Genomic DNA, 14,524 nt, shown 5'->3' with positions numbered 1-14,524 from the left:
CCTGCACGGCCCTTTGGCGAACCCGCTCCCAGGCAGAAACGCACTATGGAACAACCCCTGAAGGTGATGGTGATCGACGACTCCCGCACGATCCGCCGCACCGCCCAGATGTTGCTCGGCGAGGCGGGCTGCGAGGTGATCACCGCCAGCGACGGTTTCGACGCCCTGGCCAAGATCGTCGACCACAAGCCCCGCATCATCTTCGTCGATGTGCTGATGCCGCGCCTGGACGGCTATCAAACCTGCGCGGTGATCAAGCACAACAGCGAATTCAAGGACACCCCGGTCATCCTGCTGTCTTCGCGCGACGGCCTGTTCGACAAGGCCCGCGGCCGGGTGGTCGGCTCCGACCAGTTCCTGACCAAACCCTTCAGCAAGGACGAACTGCTCGACGCAATCCGCGCCCATGTGCCCGGTTTCGCCGCGCCCGAACAACCCGCACCCTGACGCCGCCCGAACGTTGGCGGCGCCTCACGTTCCTCATGGGGAAACAGCATGGCCCGAGTTCTGATTGTCGACGATTCGCCGACCGAGATGTACCGCTTGACCGAATGGCTCGAGAAGCACGGCCACCAGGTGCTCAAGGCCAGCAATGGTGCCGACGGCGTGGCCCTGGCCCGCCAGGAGAAGCCCGACGCGGTGCTGATGGATATCGTCATGCCCGGCATGAACGGCTTCCAGGCCACCCGCCAGTTGAGCAAGGACCCTGAAACCAGCGCCATCCCGGTGGTAGTGGTAACCACCAAGGACCAGGAGACTGACCGGATCTGGGCCACCCGCCAGGGCGCCCGGGATTTCCTGACCAAGCCGGTGGAAGAAGAGGCGCTGATCGCCAAGCTTGAAGAAGTGCTCAAGGCTTGACCACCCGGCCCCAGGGCGCGTCGCTGACCGCTTTCGAGCTGCTGCTGGACATCGACCGGCGCTGCCGTTTGCTGGTGGCCGACCAGCCACCGCAGGACACCCGCCTGCAACAGTGGAGCGGCATCGGTTTTCGCATTGCCGGGCAATGGTTCGTCGCCCCGATGGGCGAAGTCGCCGAAGTGCTGCGCGAGCCGCGCAGCAGCCGGGTGCCAGGCGTACAGCCCTGGGTGCGTGGCGTGGCCAACCTGCGTGGGCGATTGTTGCCGGTGATGGACCTGTGCGCCTTCTTCGGCCTGGGCCCTGCCGCCTCCGGCAAGCAGCGGCGGGTGCTGGTGCTGGACCATGAAGAACTGTTCGCCGGGCTGCTGGTGGATGAAGTGGTGGGCCTGCAGCACTTCGCCCTGAGCAGCCTCGAGCTGTCGCCGCCGCAGCCCCTGATTCGCGCCGCCGCCGCCTTCGTGCAAGGGCATTTTGCCCGCGAGCGCAACTGGGCGATCTTCAGCCCGTTCGCCCTGGCCCAGGCGCCGGGCTTTCTCGATGTGGCGTTGTAGAGGATTTTCGACGTGAACAAGCCTGGCCCCACCGTTTCCCCCGCCGCCGTGGCCCAACGCCCGCGCAGCAGCGCGCAGATCACCGTGCTGTTCGTGGTGCTGATCCTGTCGATCGTCCTGCTGTTCGCCAACTTCGCCTACCTCAACACCCAGGCCAACCACGACAAGCAGTACATCGGCCATGCCGGCGAGCTGCGCGTGCTGTCGCAACGCATCGCCAAGAACGCCACCGAGGCGGCGGCCGGCAAGGCCCTGGCGTTCCGCCTGCTCAGTGACGCGCGCAACGATTTCGAGCGGCGCTGGGGCTACCTGCGCGAGGGCGACAAGAGCACTGGCCTGCCGGCTGCGCCGGTGGCGGTGCGCGACGAGATGGACGCCGTGCGCCAGGACTGGGAGAACCTGCGCAAGAACACCGACACCATCCTCGCCAGCGAGCAGACCGTGCTGTCGCTGCACCAGGTGGCGGCCACGCTGGCCGAAACCGTGCCGCAGTTGCAAGTGGAGTACGAAAAGGTCGTCGAGATCCTCCTGCAAAGCGGCGCCCCGGCCAGCCAGGTGGCGGTGGCCCAGCGCCAGCTGCTGCTGGCCGAGCGCATCCTCGGCTCGGTCAACACGGTGTTGGCTGGCGATGAGACCTCGGTGCAGGCCGCCGATGCCTTCGGCCGCGACGCCAGCCGGTTCGGCCAGGTGCTCGAAGGCATGCTCGCCGGCAACCCGGCACTCCAGGTGACCCGGGTCGAGGACGCCGACGCCCGGGCACGCCTGGGCGAGATCGCCGAACTGTTCCAGTTCGTCGCCGGCTCCGTGGACGAAATTCTGGAAACCTCGCCCGAGCTGTTCCGGGTGCGTGAGGCCGCCGGCAATATCTTCAGCTTGTCGCAAACCCTGCTCGATGAAGCCTCGCACCTGGCCAACGGTTTCGAGAACCTGGCCGGCGGGCGCACCCTCGACACCGTCGGCGGCTACGTACTCGGCTTGCTGGCGCTGGCGTGCATCATCCTCATCGGCCTGGTGATGGTGCGCGCCACCCACCGCCAACTGCGCGAGACCGCTGAAAAGAACGAACGTAACCAGCAGGCGATCATGCGTCTTCTGGATGAGATCGAAGAGCTGGCCGACGGCGACCTTACCGTCACAGTCTCGGTGACCGAGGATTTCACTGGCGCCATCGCCGACTCGATCAACTACTCGGTCGACCAGCTGCGCGACCTGGTCGCGACCATCAACCACAGCGCCGTGCAGGTCGCCGCCGCCGTGCAGGACACCCAGAACACCGCGCGCCAGCTGGCCAAGGCCTCGGAGCACCAGGCCGAGCAGATCAGCGAAGCGTCCGAGGCGGTGGGCGACATGGTCGAGTCGATCGACCGGGTGTCGGCCCACGCCTACGAGTCGGCCAAGGTGGCCGAGCGCTCGGTGGCCATCGCCAACAAAGGCAATGAGGTGGTGCACAACACCATCAACGGCATGGACAACATCCGCGAGCAGATCCAGGACACCGCCAAGCGGATCAAGCGCCTGGGTGAGTCCTCCCAAGAGATCGGCGACATCGTCAGCCTGATCGACGACATTGCCGACCAGACCAACATCCTCGCCCTCAACGCGGCGATCCAGGCCTCGCTGGCCGGCGAGGCCGGGCGCGGCTTCGCCGTGGTCGCCGACGAGGTGCAGCGCCTGGCCGAGCGTTCGTCGTCGGCCACCCGGCAGATCGAGGCGCTGGTGCGCACCATCCAGGCCGACACCCACGAGGCGGTGACTTCCATGGAACAGACCACCGCCGAAGTGGTGCGCGGCGCACGCCTGGCGCAGGACGCCGGTGTGGCCCTGGCCGAGATCGAGGGCGTGTCGCAGACCCTGGCCGAACTTATCCACAGCATCTCCGACGCCGCCCAGTTGCAAACCTCCTCTGCCGGGCAGATCTCCCACACCATGTCGGTCATCCAGCAGATCACCGCGCAAACCTCCGCCGGCTCCGGCGCCACCGCCGACAGCATCCGCCACCTGGCGCGAATGGCCAGCGAGATGCGCCGCTCGGTGTCCGGCTTCACCCTGCCGGCGCCGGTGGAGCGCACGTGAAGGAAACCAACATGACCTCGGTGGCGGCGAGCCGCGAACGGCACGACACGGTCGCCCTGGCCTGGGTCAAGGCGCCGATCCTCGATTGCCTGGGCCAGGCGCGCCAGGCCCTGGAGCACTTCACCGGGGCGCCGGACGAGCTGTCGACGCTGACCTTCTTCGTCGACAACCTGCACCAGGTGCACGGCTGCCTGCGCATGCTCGAACTGCCCGGCGCCACGCGCCTGGCCGAAGAACTCGAGCTGCTTGGGCGGGCCATGGCCGACGGCCAGGTCAACCCACGGGGGGATTGCCTGGGCGCGTTGTTCCGGGGGCTGGAGCAGCTGCCGCCGTACCTCGACCGCTTGCGCGGCGCGCGCCACGACCTGCCACTGGTGGTGATGCCGCTGCTCAACCAGATGCGCCTGTGCCGTGGCGCCGAGCCGCTGGCCCAAGGCAGCCTGCTCGGTGACCTGGGGCAGCGCCTGGCGGGTGCCGAAGACCTGGCCAACCTCGACCTGTCGCTGGGCAATTGGCGCGAGCACATGCAGGCCGGCCCCGGGCGCGACGCCCTGCGTTCGGTGGTGATGGCCCTGTGTGACGACCTGATGCGCATCAAGGAGCGCCTCGACCCCTTCGTCAGCGGTGAGCGCCCAGCGCGCGAGCCGCTCGAAACCCTGGTCGCGCCGTTGCGCCATGTGGCCGACACCCTGGCGGTGCTGGGCTTCCAGCAGCCACGGCGGGTGATCATCGACCAGGTGCTGGCCTTGCAGGCACTGCTGGAGCAGGACACCGGCGTGGACGAAGCCGTTTTGATGGATGTCGCCGGGGCGCTGCTGTACGTGGAAGCGACCCTCAATGGCATGGTCGGCCCGCTGGAAGAAACCGCCCCTGGCAGCCTGCCTGGCTCCGATCTCGCCGAAATCCGTCAGCTGGTACTCAACGAAGCGCTCAACGTGCTGGAGCAGGCCAAGGACCTGATTGGCGACTGCCTGGAGTCGGACTGGTCGCGCCAGCGCTTGCAGGCCTTGCCTGGCCTGCTGCAACAGGTGCGTGGCGCCCTGGCGATGCTGATGCTGCCAGCCGCCGCCGAAGTGTTCACCGGTGCGGCCGGCTACGTGCAGGGTTGGCTGGTGCACCTGGAAGACGAGCCGCTGCCGGACGAGCTGGCGCACCTGGCCGATGTGCTGTGCGCCGCCGAGGCCTACCTGCAATGGCGGGTGGCCGACCCGCTGGCTGACGCGCAGCCGTTCATCGACATGGCCCGTACCAGCCTCGCGGCGCTGGGTGTGCAGTGCCAGCAGGTCGAGGCCAGTGCAAGCCAGAGCATCGATGGCATCGACGACGAACTGCGCGAGGTGTTCCTGGAGGAGGCCGGCGAACTGTTGCCGGAGATCGAGCGCCACTGGCTGCGCTGGCGAGCCGACAACAGCTTGCGCGATGCCCTGATCGAAGTGCGGCGTGCGCTGCACACCCTCAAGGGCAGCGGGCGCATGGTGCATGCCCAGGCGCTGGCCGAGCTGGCCTGGGGCGCCGAGCACCTGCTCAACCGTGTGCTGGAAGGCCGCATCGTGCTCAGTGCCGAAGGCCTGGTGGCGCTGCAGCAGGTGTTCGTGCGCCTGCCCGACCTGCTCGCCGATTTCGCTGCCAGCCAGGTACCGCCCAGTGCCGAAATCGAGCAACTGGCCGCCCACCTGCACGCCCTGGCGCTCAACGACATACCGCCCGCTGCCAGCATCGACGGCCTCGACCCGCAGCTGCTGGAGATTTTCCGCAACGAAGCCCAAGGCCACCTGGCCGGGCTCGATGCCTACCTGCACAGCGCCAATGGTGCCGGCACGCCGGTCAGCGACGGCCTGCAACGCGCGCTGCACACGCTCAAGGGCAGTGCGGCCATGGCCGGGGTGATGCCGGTGGCGGAACTGGCCACCGCACTCGACCGCCTGGTGCGCGAGTACAAGGGCCACGAGCTGGCCTTGCAAGTGGCCGAGATCGAGTTGCTGGAGGCTGCCCGGGCACTGTTCCACCTGGGGCTGGCGCAGCTGGGCAGTTCGCCGCTGGCGCCGATCCCCGGCGCGGGCGAACTGATCGAGCGGGTCGGGCAGACCGTCGATGCGCGCCTTGCGCTGCGCCAGGCCGATGACCCGCACCAGCCGCGGCGCAGCCGCCGCGATCCGCAGCTGATCGCCAGCTTCCTCGGCCAGGGCATGGATACGCTGCTCGACGCCGAAGCGCAGCTGGCGCACTGGCAGGCGCACCCCGCCCGGCGCGACAGCCTGGAAAGCCTGCTCGACGCCATGACCAGCCTCGGCCACGCCGCCCACCAGGCCGAGTTGTGGCAGGTGGACGAAGTGTGCGAAGGGCTGCTCGACCTGTACGGGGCCGTGGAAGAGGGCAGCCTGGCTGCCTCTGCGCGATTCTTCGAGGTGGCCGGCCAGGCCCATGAAGTGCTGCTCGACATGCTCGACGAGATCGCCGCCGGCCAGGACCTGCAAGCCCGCCCCGAATGCCTGGCGGCCTTGCGTGGGCTGCTCGATGACGCGCTCGACCCCACGGCGATGGGCGTGGTCGGTGCCGAGGCGGTGACCCCGCTGGCGGCGCTCGACGACCTGCCGGAGCCGGCGGTGGTCGAGCTGTTCCTGGACGAGGCCGGCGACATCCTCGACAGCGCCGAGCAGGCCCTGCGCCAGTGGCAGCACGAGCCGGACAGCGTGTCGGCGCTGTCGACACTGCAACATGACGTGCAGACCCTCAAGGGTGGTGCGCAGATGGCCGCACTCGGCGCGGTGGAGGTACTGGCCCAGGAGCTGGGCCTGCTCTACGAAGGGCTGGTGGATCGCCGGCTAGGTGCCAGCGAGGCGCTGTTCGAACTGCTGTGGCGCAGCCACGATGCGCTGGCGGGCATGTTGCAGCACTTGCGCCAGGGCCAGGCACCGGCCTCGGCGGTGGCGCTGCTGGGCGAGCTGCGCGAGTTCCGCCATACCGCGCCGCCGCCCGGCCCGGCCGAAGCGGCCGATGAACTGGCGGAGAGCGCCGGCGACAAGGAGCTGCTGGAAGTCTTCCTCGAAGAAAGCTCCGACATCGTCGAGAGCGCCGCCGAATCGCTGGGCCGCTGGCAGGCTGACCCACGCAGCACGGTAGAGCTGGAGAACCTGCTGCGAGACCTGCACACCCTCAAGGGCGGCGCGCGCATGGTCGAGATCGCTGCCATCGGCGACCTGGCCCACGAACTGGAATTCCTCTACGAGCTTCTGGCCGCCGGGCGCCTGCCGCCCACGCCGGCATTGTTCAGCCTGCTACAGAACTGCCACGACCGCCTGGCGCACATGCTCGACGCCGTGCGCCTGGGCCAGCCGCTGCATGCCGCCACGGCGCTGATCGACTACATCCGCAACTTCTCCAGCGCCGCGCTGACCGACAGCGCCGCCGCCCAGCCACAGGCCGAGGCGGCACCACTCGAGGTGCCTGCTGCCGCGCCCGAGCGGGCCGGGGACATGGTCAAGGTCGATGCCGAACTGCTCGACGACCTGGGCAACCTGGCCGGCGAGCATGCGGTGATCCGTGGCCGCATCGAACAGCAGGTCAACGACGCGCAGTTCGCCCTCAACGAGATGGAAACCACGCTGGAGCGCATGCGCGACCAGTTGCTGCGCCTGGACATCGAGACCCAGGGGCGGATGTCCAGCCGCCAGCAGTTCGAAGGCGACGCCTACGACGATTTCGACCCGCTGGAGATGGACCGCCACTCGCAATTGCAGCAGCTGTCGCGGGCGCTGTTCGAGTCGGCCTCGGACCTGCTCGACCTGAAGGAGACCCTGCTGCAGCGCTCGCAAGAGACCCACGGCCTGTTGCAGCAGCAGGCGCGGGTCAACAGCCAGTTGCAGGAGGGCCTGACCGCCACCCTGATGGTGCCGTTCGAGCGCCTGGTGCCGCGCTTGCAACGGGTGGTGCGGCAGGTGGCCAGCGAGCTGGGCAAGCAGGTCGAGCTGGTGGTCGGCAATGCCGAGGGCGAACTCGACCGCAGTGTGCTGGAGCGCATGGTGGCGCCTTTGGAGCACATGCTGCGCAATGCCGTCGACCATGGCCTGGAGCCCGGCGACGTGCGCCTGGCCGCCGGCAAGCCGGAGCTGGGCACCATCCACCTCAACCTGCTGCACGAGGGCGCCGATATCGTCATCGAGATGAGCGACGACGGTGCCGGGGTACCGCTGGAGGCGGTGCGCAACAAGGCGATCAAGCGTGGCCTGCTCGATCCTCAGGCGCGCCTGAGCGACCACGAGATCCTGCAATTCATCCTGCGCCCGGGGTTCTCCACCGCCGAGAAGATCACCCAGATCTCTGGGCGCGGCCTGGGCATGGACGTGGTCCATGAAGAGGTCAAGCAACTGGGCGGCTCGATGAGCATCGAGTCCAGCCCGGGCAAGGGCGCACGCTTCCTGATCCGCCTGCCGTTCACCGTGTCGGTCAACCGCGCGTTGATGGTGCACCTGGGCGATGAACAATACGCCATCCCGCTCAATACCATCGAAGGCATTGTCCGCGTGCCGCCAGCGGAGCTCGAAGCCTGCTACCGGCTTGACCCGCCGCGCTACCAGTACGGGGGGCATGATTATGCGCTGCGCTACCTCGGCGAACTGGTGCAGGGCGGTGGGCAACCCAACCTGCTGGGCCAGAGCGTGCCGTTGCCGGTGCTGCTCACCCATTCCGTCGACCAGTCGTTCGCCATCCAGGTCGACAACCTGTCGCCCAGCCGCGAGATCGTGGTCAAGAGCCTGGGGCCGCAGTTCGCCGCAGTACCGGGGTTGTCAGGGGCGACGCTGCTGGGCGATGGTCGGGTGGTGCTGATCCTTGACCTGCTCGGCCAGTTGCGTGGCCAGCAGCGACGCCTGGCGCGCCTGCCCGGGGCCGCCGACAGCCGGCACGGGCTGACCGGCCCGGCGCCGCGCCGGGCCTTGCTGGTAATGGTGGTGGACGACTCGGTGACCGTGCGCAAGGTCACCAGCCGCCTGCTGGAGCGCCACGGCATGAGCGTGCTGACCGCCAAGGACGGCGTCGATGCCATGGCCTTGCTCGAAGAACACCGCCCTGACGTGTTGCTGCTGGACATCGAGATGCCACGCATGGACGGTTTCGAGGTGGCCACGCGCATCCGCCGCGACGAGCGTCTGAAACAGTTGCCGATCATCATGATCACCTCGCGCACCGGCCAGAAGCACCGCGAACGGGCCATGGCCATTGGCGTCAACGAATACCTGGGCAAGCCGTACCAGGAGTCGGTCCTGTTGCACAGCATCGCACACTGGAGCCAGCGCCATGCTTGAACATATTGCTGGCCAGCGCAGCAGCCTGACCGGGCTGCTGCTACCGTTGGGCGACCGCACCCTGGTGCTGCCCAACGTCGCGGTGGCCGAGCTGATCGGCCATCGCGCCTTTGCCTGTGTACCGGGCGAGCCAGCCTGGCACCTGGGCTGGGTGGACTGGCGCCAGCAGCGCCTGCCGTTGATCGGTTTCGAGGCCGCCTGCGGCGGGCAGACGACCTGTGGCGAGCGGGCGCGGGTGGTGGTGCTCAATGCCCTGGGCGATACCGGGTTGCGTTACCTGGCGCTGCTGCTGCAAGGGATTCCGCGCTCGTGCAAGCTCGACAGCCAGCTCAACTATGTCGATGTGCCGCTGGCCGCGCTGGAACTGGCGGCGGTGCAGGTGGGCGAGCAAGTGGCGCGGGTGCCGGACCTGGCGGCGCTGGAGCGGATGGTGCGTGACGCGCAATTGCAATCACAAGCGGGTATTCCCCTGTAGGAGCGGCCTTGTGTCGCGATAGGGCCGCAAAGCGGCCCCAGCAATCTATGCGTTGTCGCTGAAATCCTGGGGCTGCTTCGCAGCCCTATCGCGACACAAGGCCGCTCCTACAGGGGGCGATGTATCAGGAACCACATCGACCTCAGGAGGTCTGTGCCTGCATGTACTACGGTGAACGTTTCAACGCCTGGACCCACCTGGTCGGCGCGGTCCTGGCCTGCATCGGCGCGGTCTGGCTGATCGTCGTCGCGGGCTTGCAGGGCGACCCCTGGAAGATCGTCAGCTTCTCCATCTACGGCTTCACGCTGCTGTTGCTCTACAGCATCTCCACCCTCTACCACAGCACCCGCGGCAAGGCGAAGCGGGTGATGCGCAAGCTCGACCATCTGTCGATCTACCTGCTGATCGCCGGCAGCTACACGCCGTTCTGCCTGGTCAGCCTGCGTGGCCCTTGGGGCTGGAGCCTGTTCGGGGTGGTCTGGGGGCTGGCGCTGATCGGCATGTTGCAAGAGATCAAGCCGCGCTCGGAGGCGCGCATCCTGTCGATCATCATCTACGCGGTGATGGGCTGGATCGTGCTGGTGGCGGTCAAGCCGCTGCTGCACAGCCTGGGCGGCGCCGGCTTCGCCTGGCTGGCGGCCGGCGGTGTGTTCTACACCGTCGGCATCGTGTTCTTTGCCTTCGACAGCCGGTTCCGCCACTGGCACGGCATCTGGCACCTGTTCGTCATCGCCGGCAGCCTGATGCACTTCGTCGCGGTGTTGTTCTACGTCAGTTAGAAATCGCCCCACAACTGCTGCGCCACCGACAGCGCCACCACCGGCGCGGTTTCGGTGCGCAGCACCCGCGGGCCGAGTCGGGCGGCGTGGAAGCCGGCGGCCTTGGCCTGTTCCACTTCAGCGTCGCTCAGGCCACCCTCGGGGCCGATCAGGAAGGCTAGGTTGGCGGGCTGGGCATGGCTGGTCAGTGGTTCGGCCACCGGGTGCAGCACCAGTTTCAGGTCGGCTTCGGTGCTTTTCAGCCACTCGGCCAGGGTGACCGGGGGGTGGATGACCGGCAAGGTGGAGCGACCGCATTGTTCGCAGGCGCTGATCGCCACCTGGCGCCAGTGGGCCAGGCGCTTGTCGGCGCGCTCGTCCTTCAGGCGGACTTCACAGCGCTCGCTGACGATCGGGGTGATCTGGTTGGCGCCCAGTTCGGTGGCTTTCTGGATCGCCCAGTCCATGCGCTCGCCACGGGACAGGCCCTGGCCGAGGTGGATGTGCAGCGGTGATTCGGCCTGGCCGGGGAGGGCCTGGTCGAGGTTCACGCGCACGCTTTTCTTGCCGACTTCGAGCAGTTGGCCGAGGTATTCCTGGCCGCTGCCGTCGAACAGTTGCACGGCGTCGCCGGCAGCCATGCGCAGCACACGGCCGATGTAGTGGGCCTGGGCTTCGGGCAGGTCGTGCTCGCCGAGGGCCAGGGGGGCGTCGATGAAGAAGCGGGAGAGTCTCATGGGGCGCTCATTGAAAGGGTGTACTCGCCCTCTGTAGGAGCGGCCTTGTGTCGCGAAAGGGCTGCGCAGCAGCCCCAGGATTTCAGCGGCGATGCACAAATTGCCGGGGCCGCCTTGCGGCCCTTTCGCGACACAAGGCCGCTCCTACAGGGGTATGCTCGTTGCTCTGCAGGCTAGCCCGGATCGCGGAAATCGGGGTGGAAGTTGGCCGGCACCGCCACGCTGACGCTGTCACGGGTGGCGATATCGATGCCTTCGCTGGCTACCTCGGCCAGGAAGTCGATCTGCTCCGGGGTGATCACGTAGGGCGGCAGGAAATACACCACGCTGCCCAACGGGCGCAACAGCGCGCCCCGAGTCAGGGCGTGCTCGAACACCTTCAGGCCGCGACGCTCCTGCCAGGGGTAGGCGGCCTTGGTCGCCTTGTCCTGGACCATCTCGATGGCCAGGGCCATGCCGGTCTGGCGGATCTCGGCAACGTGGGCATGGTCGGCCAGGTGCGCCGTAGCACTGGCCATGCGTGCCGACAGGGCCTGGTTGTTTTCGATCACGTTGTCCTGCTCGAAGATGTCCAGCGTCGCCAGGGCCGCGGCGCAGGCCAGCGGGTTGCCGGTGTAGCTGTGCGAGTGCAGGAACGCGCGCAGCGTGGGGTAGTCGTCGTAGAACGCCTGGTACACCTTGTCGGTGGTCAGGCAGGCGGCCAACGGCAGGTAGCCGCCGGTCAACGCCTTGGACAGGCACAGGAAGTCGGGGCGGATGCCGGCCTGCTCGCAGGCGAACATCGTGCCGGTGCGGCCGAAGCCCACGGCGATTTCGTCGTGGATCAGGTGCACGTCATAGCGGTCGCAGGCTTCGCGCAGCAGCTTGAGGTACACCGGGTGGTACATGCGCATGCCACCGGCGCCCTGGATCAGCGGCTCGACGATGACCGCCGAGAGGGTCTGGTGGTGTTCGGCCAGGGTCTGCTCCATGGCCGCGAACATATTGATCGAGTGCTCCTCCCAGCCCATGCCCTCGGGGCGGTGGTAGCAGTCCGGGCTGGGCACCTTGATCGTGTCCAGCAGCAGAGCTTTGTAAGTCTCGGTGAACAGCGGCACATCACCCACCGACATCGCTGCGATGGTCTCGCCGTGGTAGCTGTTGGTCAGGGTGACGAAGCGCTTTTTCGCAGGCTTACCGGTGTTCTGCCAGTAGTGGAAGCTCATCTTCAGTGCTACTTCGATGCACGACGAGCCGTTGTCGGCGTAGAACACTCGGTCCAGGCCGGCCGGGGTCATCGCCACCAGGCGCTCGGACAGCTCGATCACCGGCTGGTGGCTGAACCCGGCCAGGATCACGTGTTCGAGCTGGTCGACCTGGTCCTTGATGCGCTGGTTGATGCGCGGGTTGGCGTGGCCGAACACGTTGACCCACCAGGAGCTGACCGCATCCAGGTAGCGCTTGCCCTCGAAGTCTTCAAGCCACACGCCTTCGCCGCGCTTGATCGGGATCAGCGGCAGTTGCTCGTGGTCTTTCATCTGGGTGCAGGGGTGCCACAGGACCTTGAGGTCGCGTTGCATCCACTGATCGTTGAGGCCCATGGGCACTTCTCCTGGCTTGGCAGCTTTGCTAGACCGCGTAAGCCTAAGCAAAGCCGGCAGGCGGGACAACCGTCAGGCGCAGGGCCCTCACGCACGCTGCAAGAAAAATCTGAACAGGCAAAGGCACTTGTTGTCGCTGGCTGGCGAGGTGCGCGGACCTGACGTATTCTTAACGCTACTTGCCCCGGGGGTGTTCTTCCCCCTTTTCATCCCACGTTTCTGAACCGGAGTTCGCCATCATGGCTGCTGCTTGGGTGCGCCTGTGCGCGATTGTATTGATTGGTGTCTCCAGCGCGGGCGCGCTGGCCAAGGACAAGACGGCGATCGTCGTCGGTGGCGGCCTGGCGGGGCTGACCGCAGCCTACGAGCTGCAGAGCAAAGGCTGGCAGGTCACCCTGCTGGAGGCCAAGGCCGGTATGGGCGGGCGTTCGGGCCTGGCCACCAGCGAGTGGATCGGCAACAACAAGACCCAGCCGGTGCTCAACCAGTACCTGGAGCAATTCAAGGTCTCGACCTTGCCTGCACCAGAGTTTGTCCGCACCCCGGGTTACCTGATCGATGGTGAGTACTTCAGCGCCGCCGACCTGGCCACCAAGCAGCCGGCCACCGCCGATGCGCTCAAGCGCTACGAGAAGACCCTCGACGACCTGGCGCGCTCGATCGAAGACCCGCTCAACCCAGCGGCCAACAGCACACTGTTCGCTCTCGACCAGATGAACGTGTCCACTTGGCTGGACAAGCTGCAACTGCCGGCCACCGCCCGTCAGCTGATCAACCAGCAGATCCGCACCCGCTACGACGAACCGTCGCGCCTGTCGCTGCTGTACTTCGCCCAGCAGGGCCGGGTGTACCGCAACGTCAGCGACCGTGACCTGCGTGCCGCGCGCCTGCCGGGTGGCAGCCCGGTTTTGGCCCAGGCCTTCGTCAAGCAGCTCAAGACCATCAAGACCAGCTCGCCGGTCACCGCCATCGTCCAGGACAAGGACGGCGTGACGGTCAAGGTCGGTGCGGTGGGCTACCAGGCCGATTACCTGGTCATGGCCGTGCCGCTGCGCGCCCTGGCCAAGATCCAGATGACCCCGGGCCTGGACAACCAGCACCTGGCGGCGCTGAAGGGCACCAACTACGGCTGGCGCGACCAGCTGATGCTCAAGTTCAAGAACCCGGTGTGGGAAAGCCGGGCGCGCATGTCCGGTGAGATCTTCAGCAACACCGGCCTGGGCATGCTGTGGATCGAACCGGCACTCAAGGGCGGCGCCAACGTGGTGATCAACTTGTCCGGTGACAATGCCCGCCTGCTGCAGGCATTCGGTGACAAGCAGATGGTCGACCAGGTGCTGATCCGCCTGCACGCTTTCTATCCACAGGCCCGTGGCGCGTTCACCGGCTACGAAGTACGCCGTTACAGCACCGATGCGGGCATGGGCGGCGCCTACCTGGCCTTCGGCCCTGGCCAGATCAGCAAGTACTGGCGGCTGTGGGAGCGCCCGGTGCAGCGCATCGCCTTCGCCGGCGAGCACACCGACGCCCTCTACCCGGGCACCCTCGAAGGCGCCCTGCGCAGTGGCCAGCGCGCGGCCAGCCAAGTGCAGGATTTGGCTGCCGGCAAATCGTTCGACCCGGTCAAGTCGGTTGCGGCCACCGCCGCCGCTGGTACGGCGGCAGCAGTGGCGGCCAAGGACAAGGGCGGGTTCTTCTCCAACCTGTTCGGCGGCGCGTCGGACAAGGCCGAGAAAGCGCCTGCCAAGCCGGAGCCGGTGAAGGTCGAAGAGGCCAAGCAGGACAAGCCTGGGTTCTTCTCGCGCCTGTTCGGTGGGGCTGACAAGCCAGAGGCCAAGGCCGCACCGATCGCCAAGGCCGAGGCAGTGGTGCCTGCTCCTGCTCCCGCAGCGCCAGCGCCAGCCCCTGCGGTGGTTGCCAAGGAAGAGCCAGCCAAGGCAGCCCCTGCCAAAGCCGCACCGGCCAAGCCTGCGGCACACAAGCCAGCTGCCAAGCAGGCGCAAAAGCCAGCTGCCAAGCCGGAACCTGTGAAGAAAGCCACGGCCAAGGCCGAGCCTGCGAAGAAGGCGGTGGTCAACAGCCAGGCCAAGGCCGACTGAACCTTCGCCAGCCTCGTTTAACGGGCTTGTCCGTCCACTGTAGGAGCGGCCTTGTGCCGCGAAAAGGCCGCGAAGCGGCCCCAGATTTCT

Annotated in this window: 10 protein-coding genes; 8 read left to right on the top strand and 2 right to left on the bottom strand. The window is 67.2% G+C overall.

Features of this window, described 5'->3' with window-relative positions:
- The first annotated feature begins 45 nt into the window (after positions 1–45).
- From IX761_RS12060 to trhA, 7 genes are all read left to right on the top strand, one after another.
- On the top strand, positions 46–447 hold the full coding sequence (locus IX761_RS12060; RefSeq protein WP_194789813.1) for a response regulator: 402 nt from the start codon (positions 46–48) through the stop codon (positions 445–447).
- A 48-nt stretch (positions 448–495) separates the two neighbouring features.
- On the top strand, positions 496–861 hold the full coding sequence (pilH, locus tag IX761_RS12055) for a twitching motility response regulator PilH (protein WP_194789812.1): 366 nt from the start codon (positions 496–498) through the stop codon (positions 859–861).
- A complete protein-coding gene (locus tag IX761_RS12050) occupies positions 858–1,412 on the top strand; it encodes a chemotaxis protein CheW (protein WP_194789811.1) in 555 nt (184 codons plus the stop codon). Before pilH ends, IX761_RS12050 begins: the two co-directional genes overlap by 4 nt.
- Positions 1,413–1,460: 48 nt before the next feature.
- A complete protein-coding gene (locus IX761_RS12045) occupies positions 1,461–3,485 on the top strand; it encodes a methyl-accepting chemotaxis protein (protein ID WP_416366775.1) in 2,025 nt (674 codons plus the stop codon).
- 11 nt (positions 3,486–3,496) lie between these two features.
- Positions 3,497–8,785 carry an Hpt domain-containing protein gene (locus IX761_RS12040; protein WP_194789847.1) on the top strand — a complete coding sequence of 1,763 codons (5,289 nt, stop codon included), beginning with the start codon at positions 3,497–3,499 and terminating at the stop codon, positions 8,783–8,785.
- Positions 8,778–9,260 carry a chemotaxis protein CheW gene (locus IX761_RS12035; RefSeq protein ID WP_194789809.1) on the top strand — a complete coding sequence of 161 codons (483 nt, stop codon included), beginning with the start codon at positions 8,778–8,780 and terminating at the stop codon, positions 9,258–9,260. The genes IX761_RS12040 and IX761_RS12035 overlap by 8 nt, the downstream gene beginning before the upstream one ends.
- Before the next feature lie 161 nt (positions 9,261–9,421).
- Positions 9,422–10,039 carry a PAQR family membrane homeostasis protein TrhA gene (gene trhA / locus IX761_RS12030; protein WP_194789808.1) on the top strand — a complete coding sequence of 206 codons (618 nt, stop codon included), beginning with the start codon at positions 9,422–9,424 and terminating at the stop codon, positions 10,037–10,039.
- Here the strand turns inward: trhA and IX761_RS12025 are convergent.
- Together IX761_RS12025 and IX761_RS12020 are read right to left on the bottom strand one after the other, a co-directional pair.
- Complete coding sequence (locus IX761_RS12025; RefSeq protein WP_194789807.1) at positions 10,036–10,755, bottom strand: 16S rRNA (uracil(1498)-N(3))-methyltransferase; 720 nt, start codon at positions 10,753–10,755, stop codon at positions 10,036–10,038. The two genes, trhA and IX761_RS12025, sit on opposite strands and share 4 nt — an antisense overlap.
- Before the next feature lie 173 nt (positions 10,756–10,928).
- A complete protein-coding gene (locus tag IX761_RS12020) occupies positions 10,929–12,335 on the bottom strand; it encodes an adenosylmethionine--8-amino-7-oxononanoate transaminase (protein ID WP_194789806.1) in 1,407 nt (468 codons plus the stop codon).
- A gap of 239 nt (positions 12,336–12,574) precedes the next feature.
- On the opposite strand from IX761_RS12020, the gene IX761_RS12015 reads away from it, so the two are divergent.
- Positions 12,575–14,434, top strand: a complete 1,860-nt coding sequence (locus tag IX761_RS12015) for a flavin monoamine oxidase family protein (protein ID WP_194789805.1) — start codon at positions 12,575–12,577, stop codon at positions 14,432–14,434.
- Positions 14,435–14,524: the final 90 nt, after the last annotated feature.

Origin of the sequence: Pseudomonas sp. UFMG81, from assembly GCF_015354575.1 — a bacterium.
Lineage (GTDB): Bacteria > Pseudomonadota > Gammaproteobacteria > Pseudomonadales > Pseudomonadaceae > Aquipseudomonas.
The sequence above is the reverse complement of the archived record's forward strand: the minus strand, read 5'-3'. Positions and strand labels throughout refer to the sequence as shown.

Coding starts and splice junctions, on each gene's coding strand:
- IX761_RS12025 (WP_194789807.1), bottom strand. CDS start 10,755: ATGAGACTCTCCCGCTTCTTCATCGACGCCCCCCTGGCCCTCGGCGAG.
- IX761_RS12060 (WP_194789813.1), top strand. CDS start 46: ATGGAACAACCCCTGAAGGTGATGGTGATCGACGACTCCCGCACGATC.
- IX761_RS12035 (WP_194789809.1), top strand. CDS start 8,778: ATGCTTGAACATATTGCTGGCCAGCGCAGCAGCCTGACCGGGCTGCTG.
- IX761_RS12020 (WP_194789806.1), bottom strand. CDS start 12,335: ATGGGCCTCAACGATCAGTGGATGCAACGCGACCTCAAGGTCCTGTGG.
- IX761_RS12040 (WP_194789847.1), top strand. CDS start 3,497: ATGACCTCGGTGGCGGCGAGCCGCGAACGGCACGACACGGTCGCCCTG.
- trhA (WP_194789808.1), top strand. CDS start 9,422: ATGTACTACGGTGAACGTTTCAACGCCTGGACCCACCTGGTCGGCGCG.
- IX761_RS12015 (WP_194789805.1), top strand. CDS start 12,575: ATGGCTGCTGCTTGGGTGCGCCTGTGCGCGATTGTATTGATTGGTGTC.
- pilH (WP_194789812.1), top strand. CDS start 496: ATGGCCCGAGTTCTGATTGTCGACGATTCGCCGACCGAGATGTACCGC.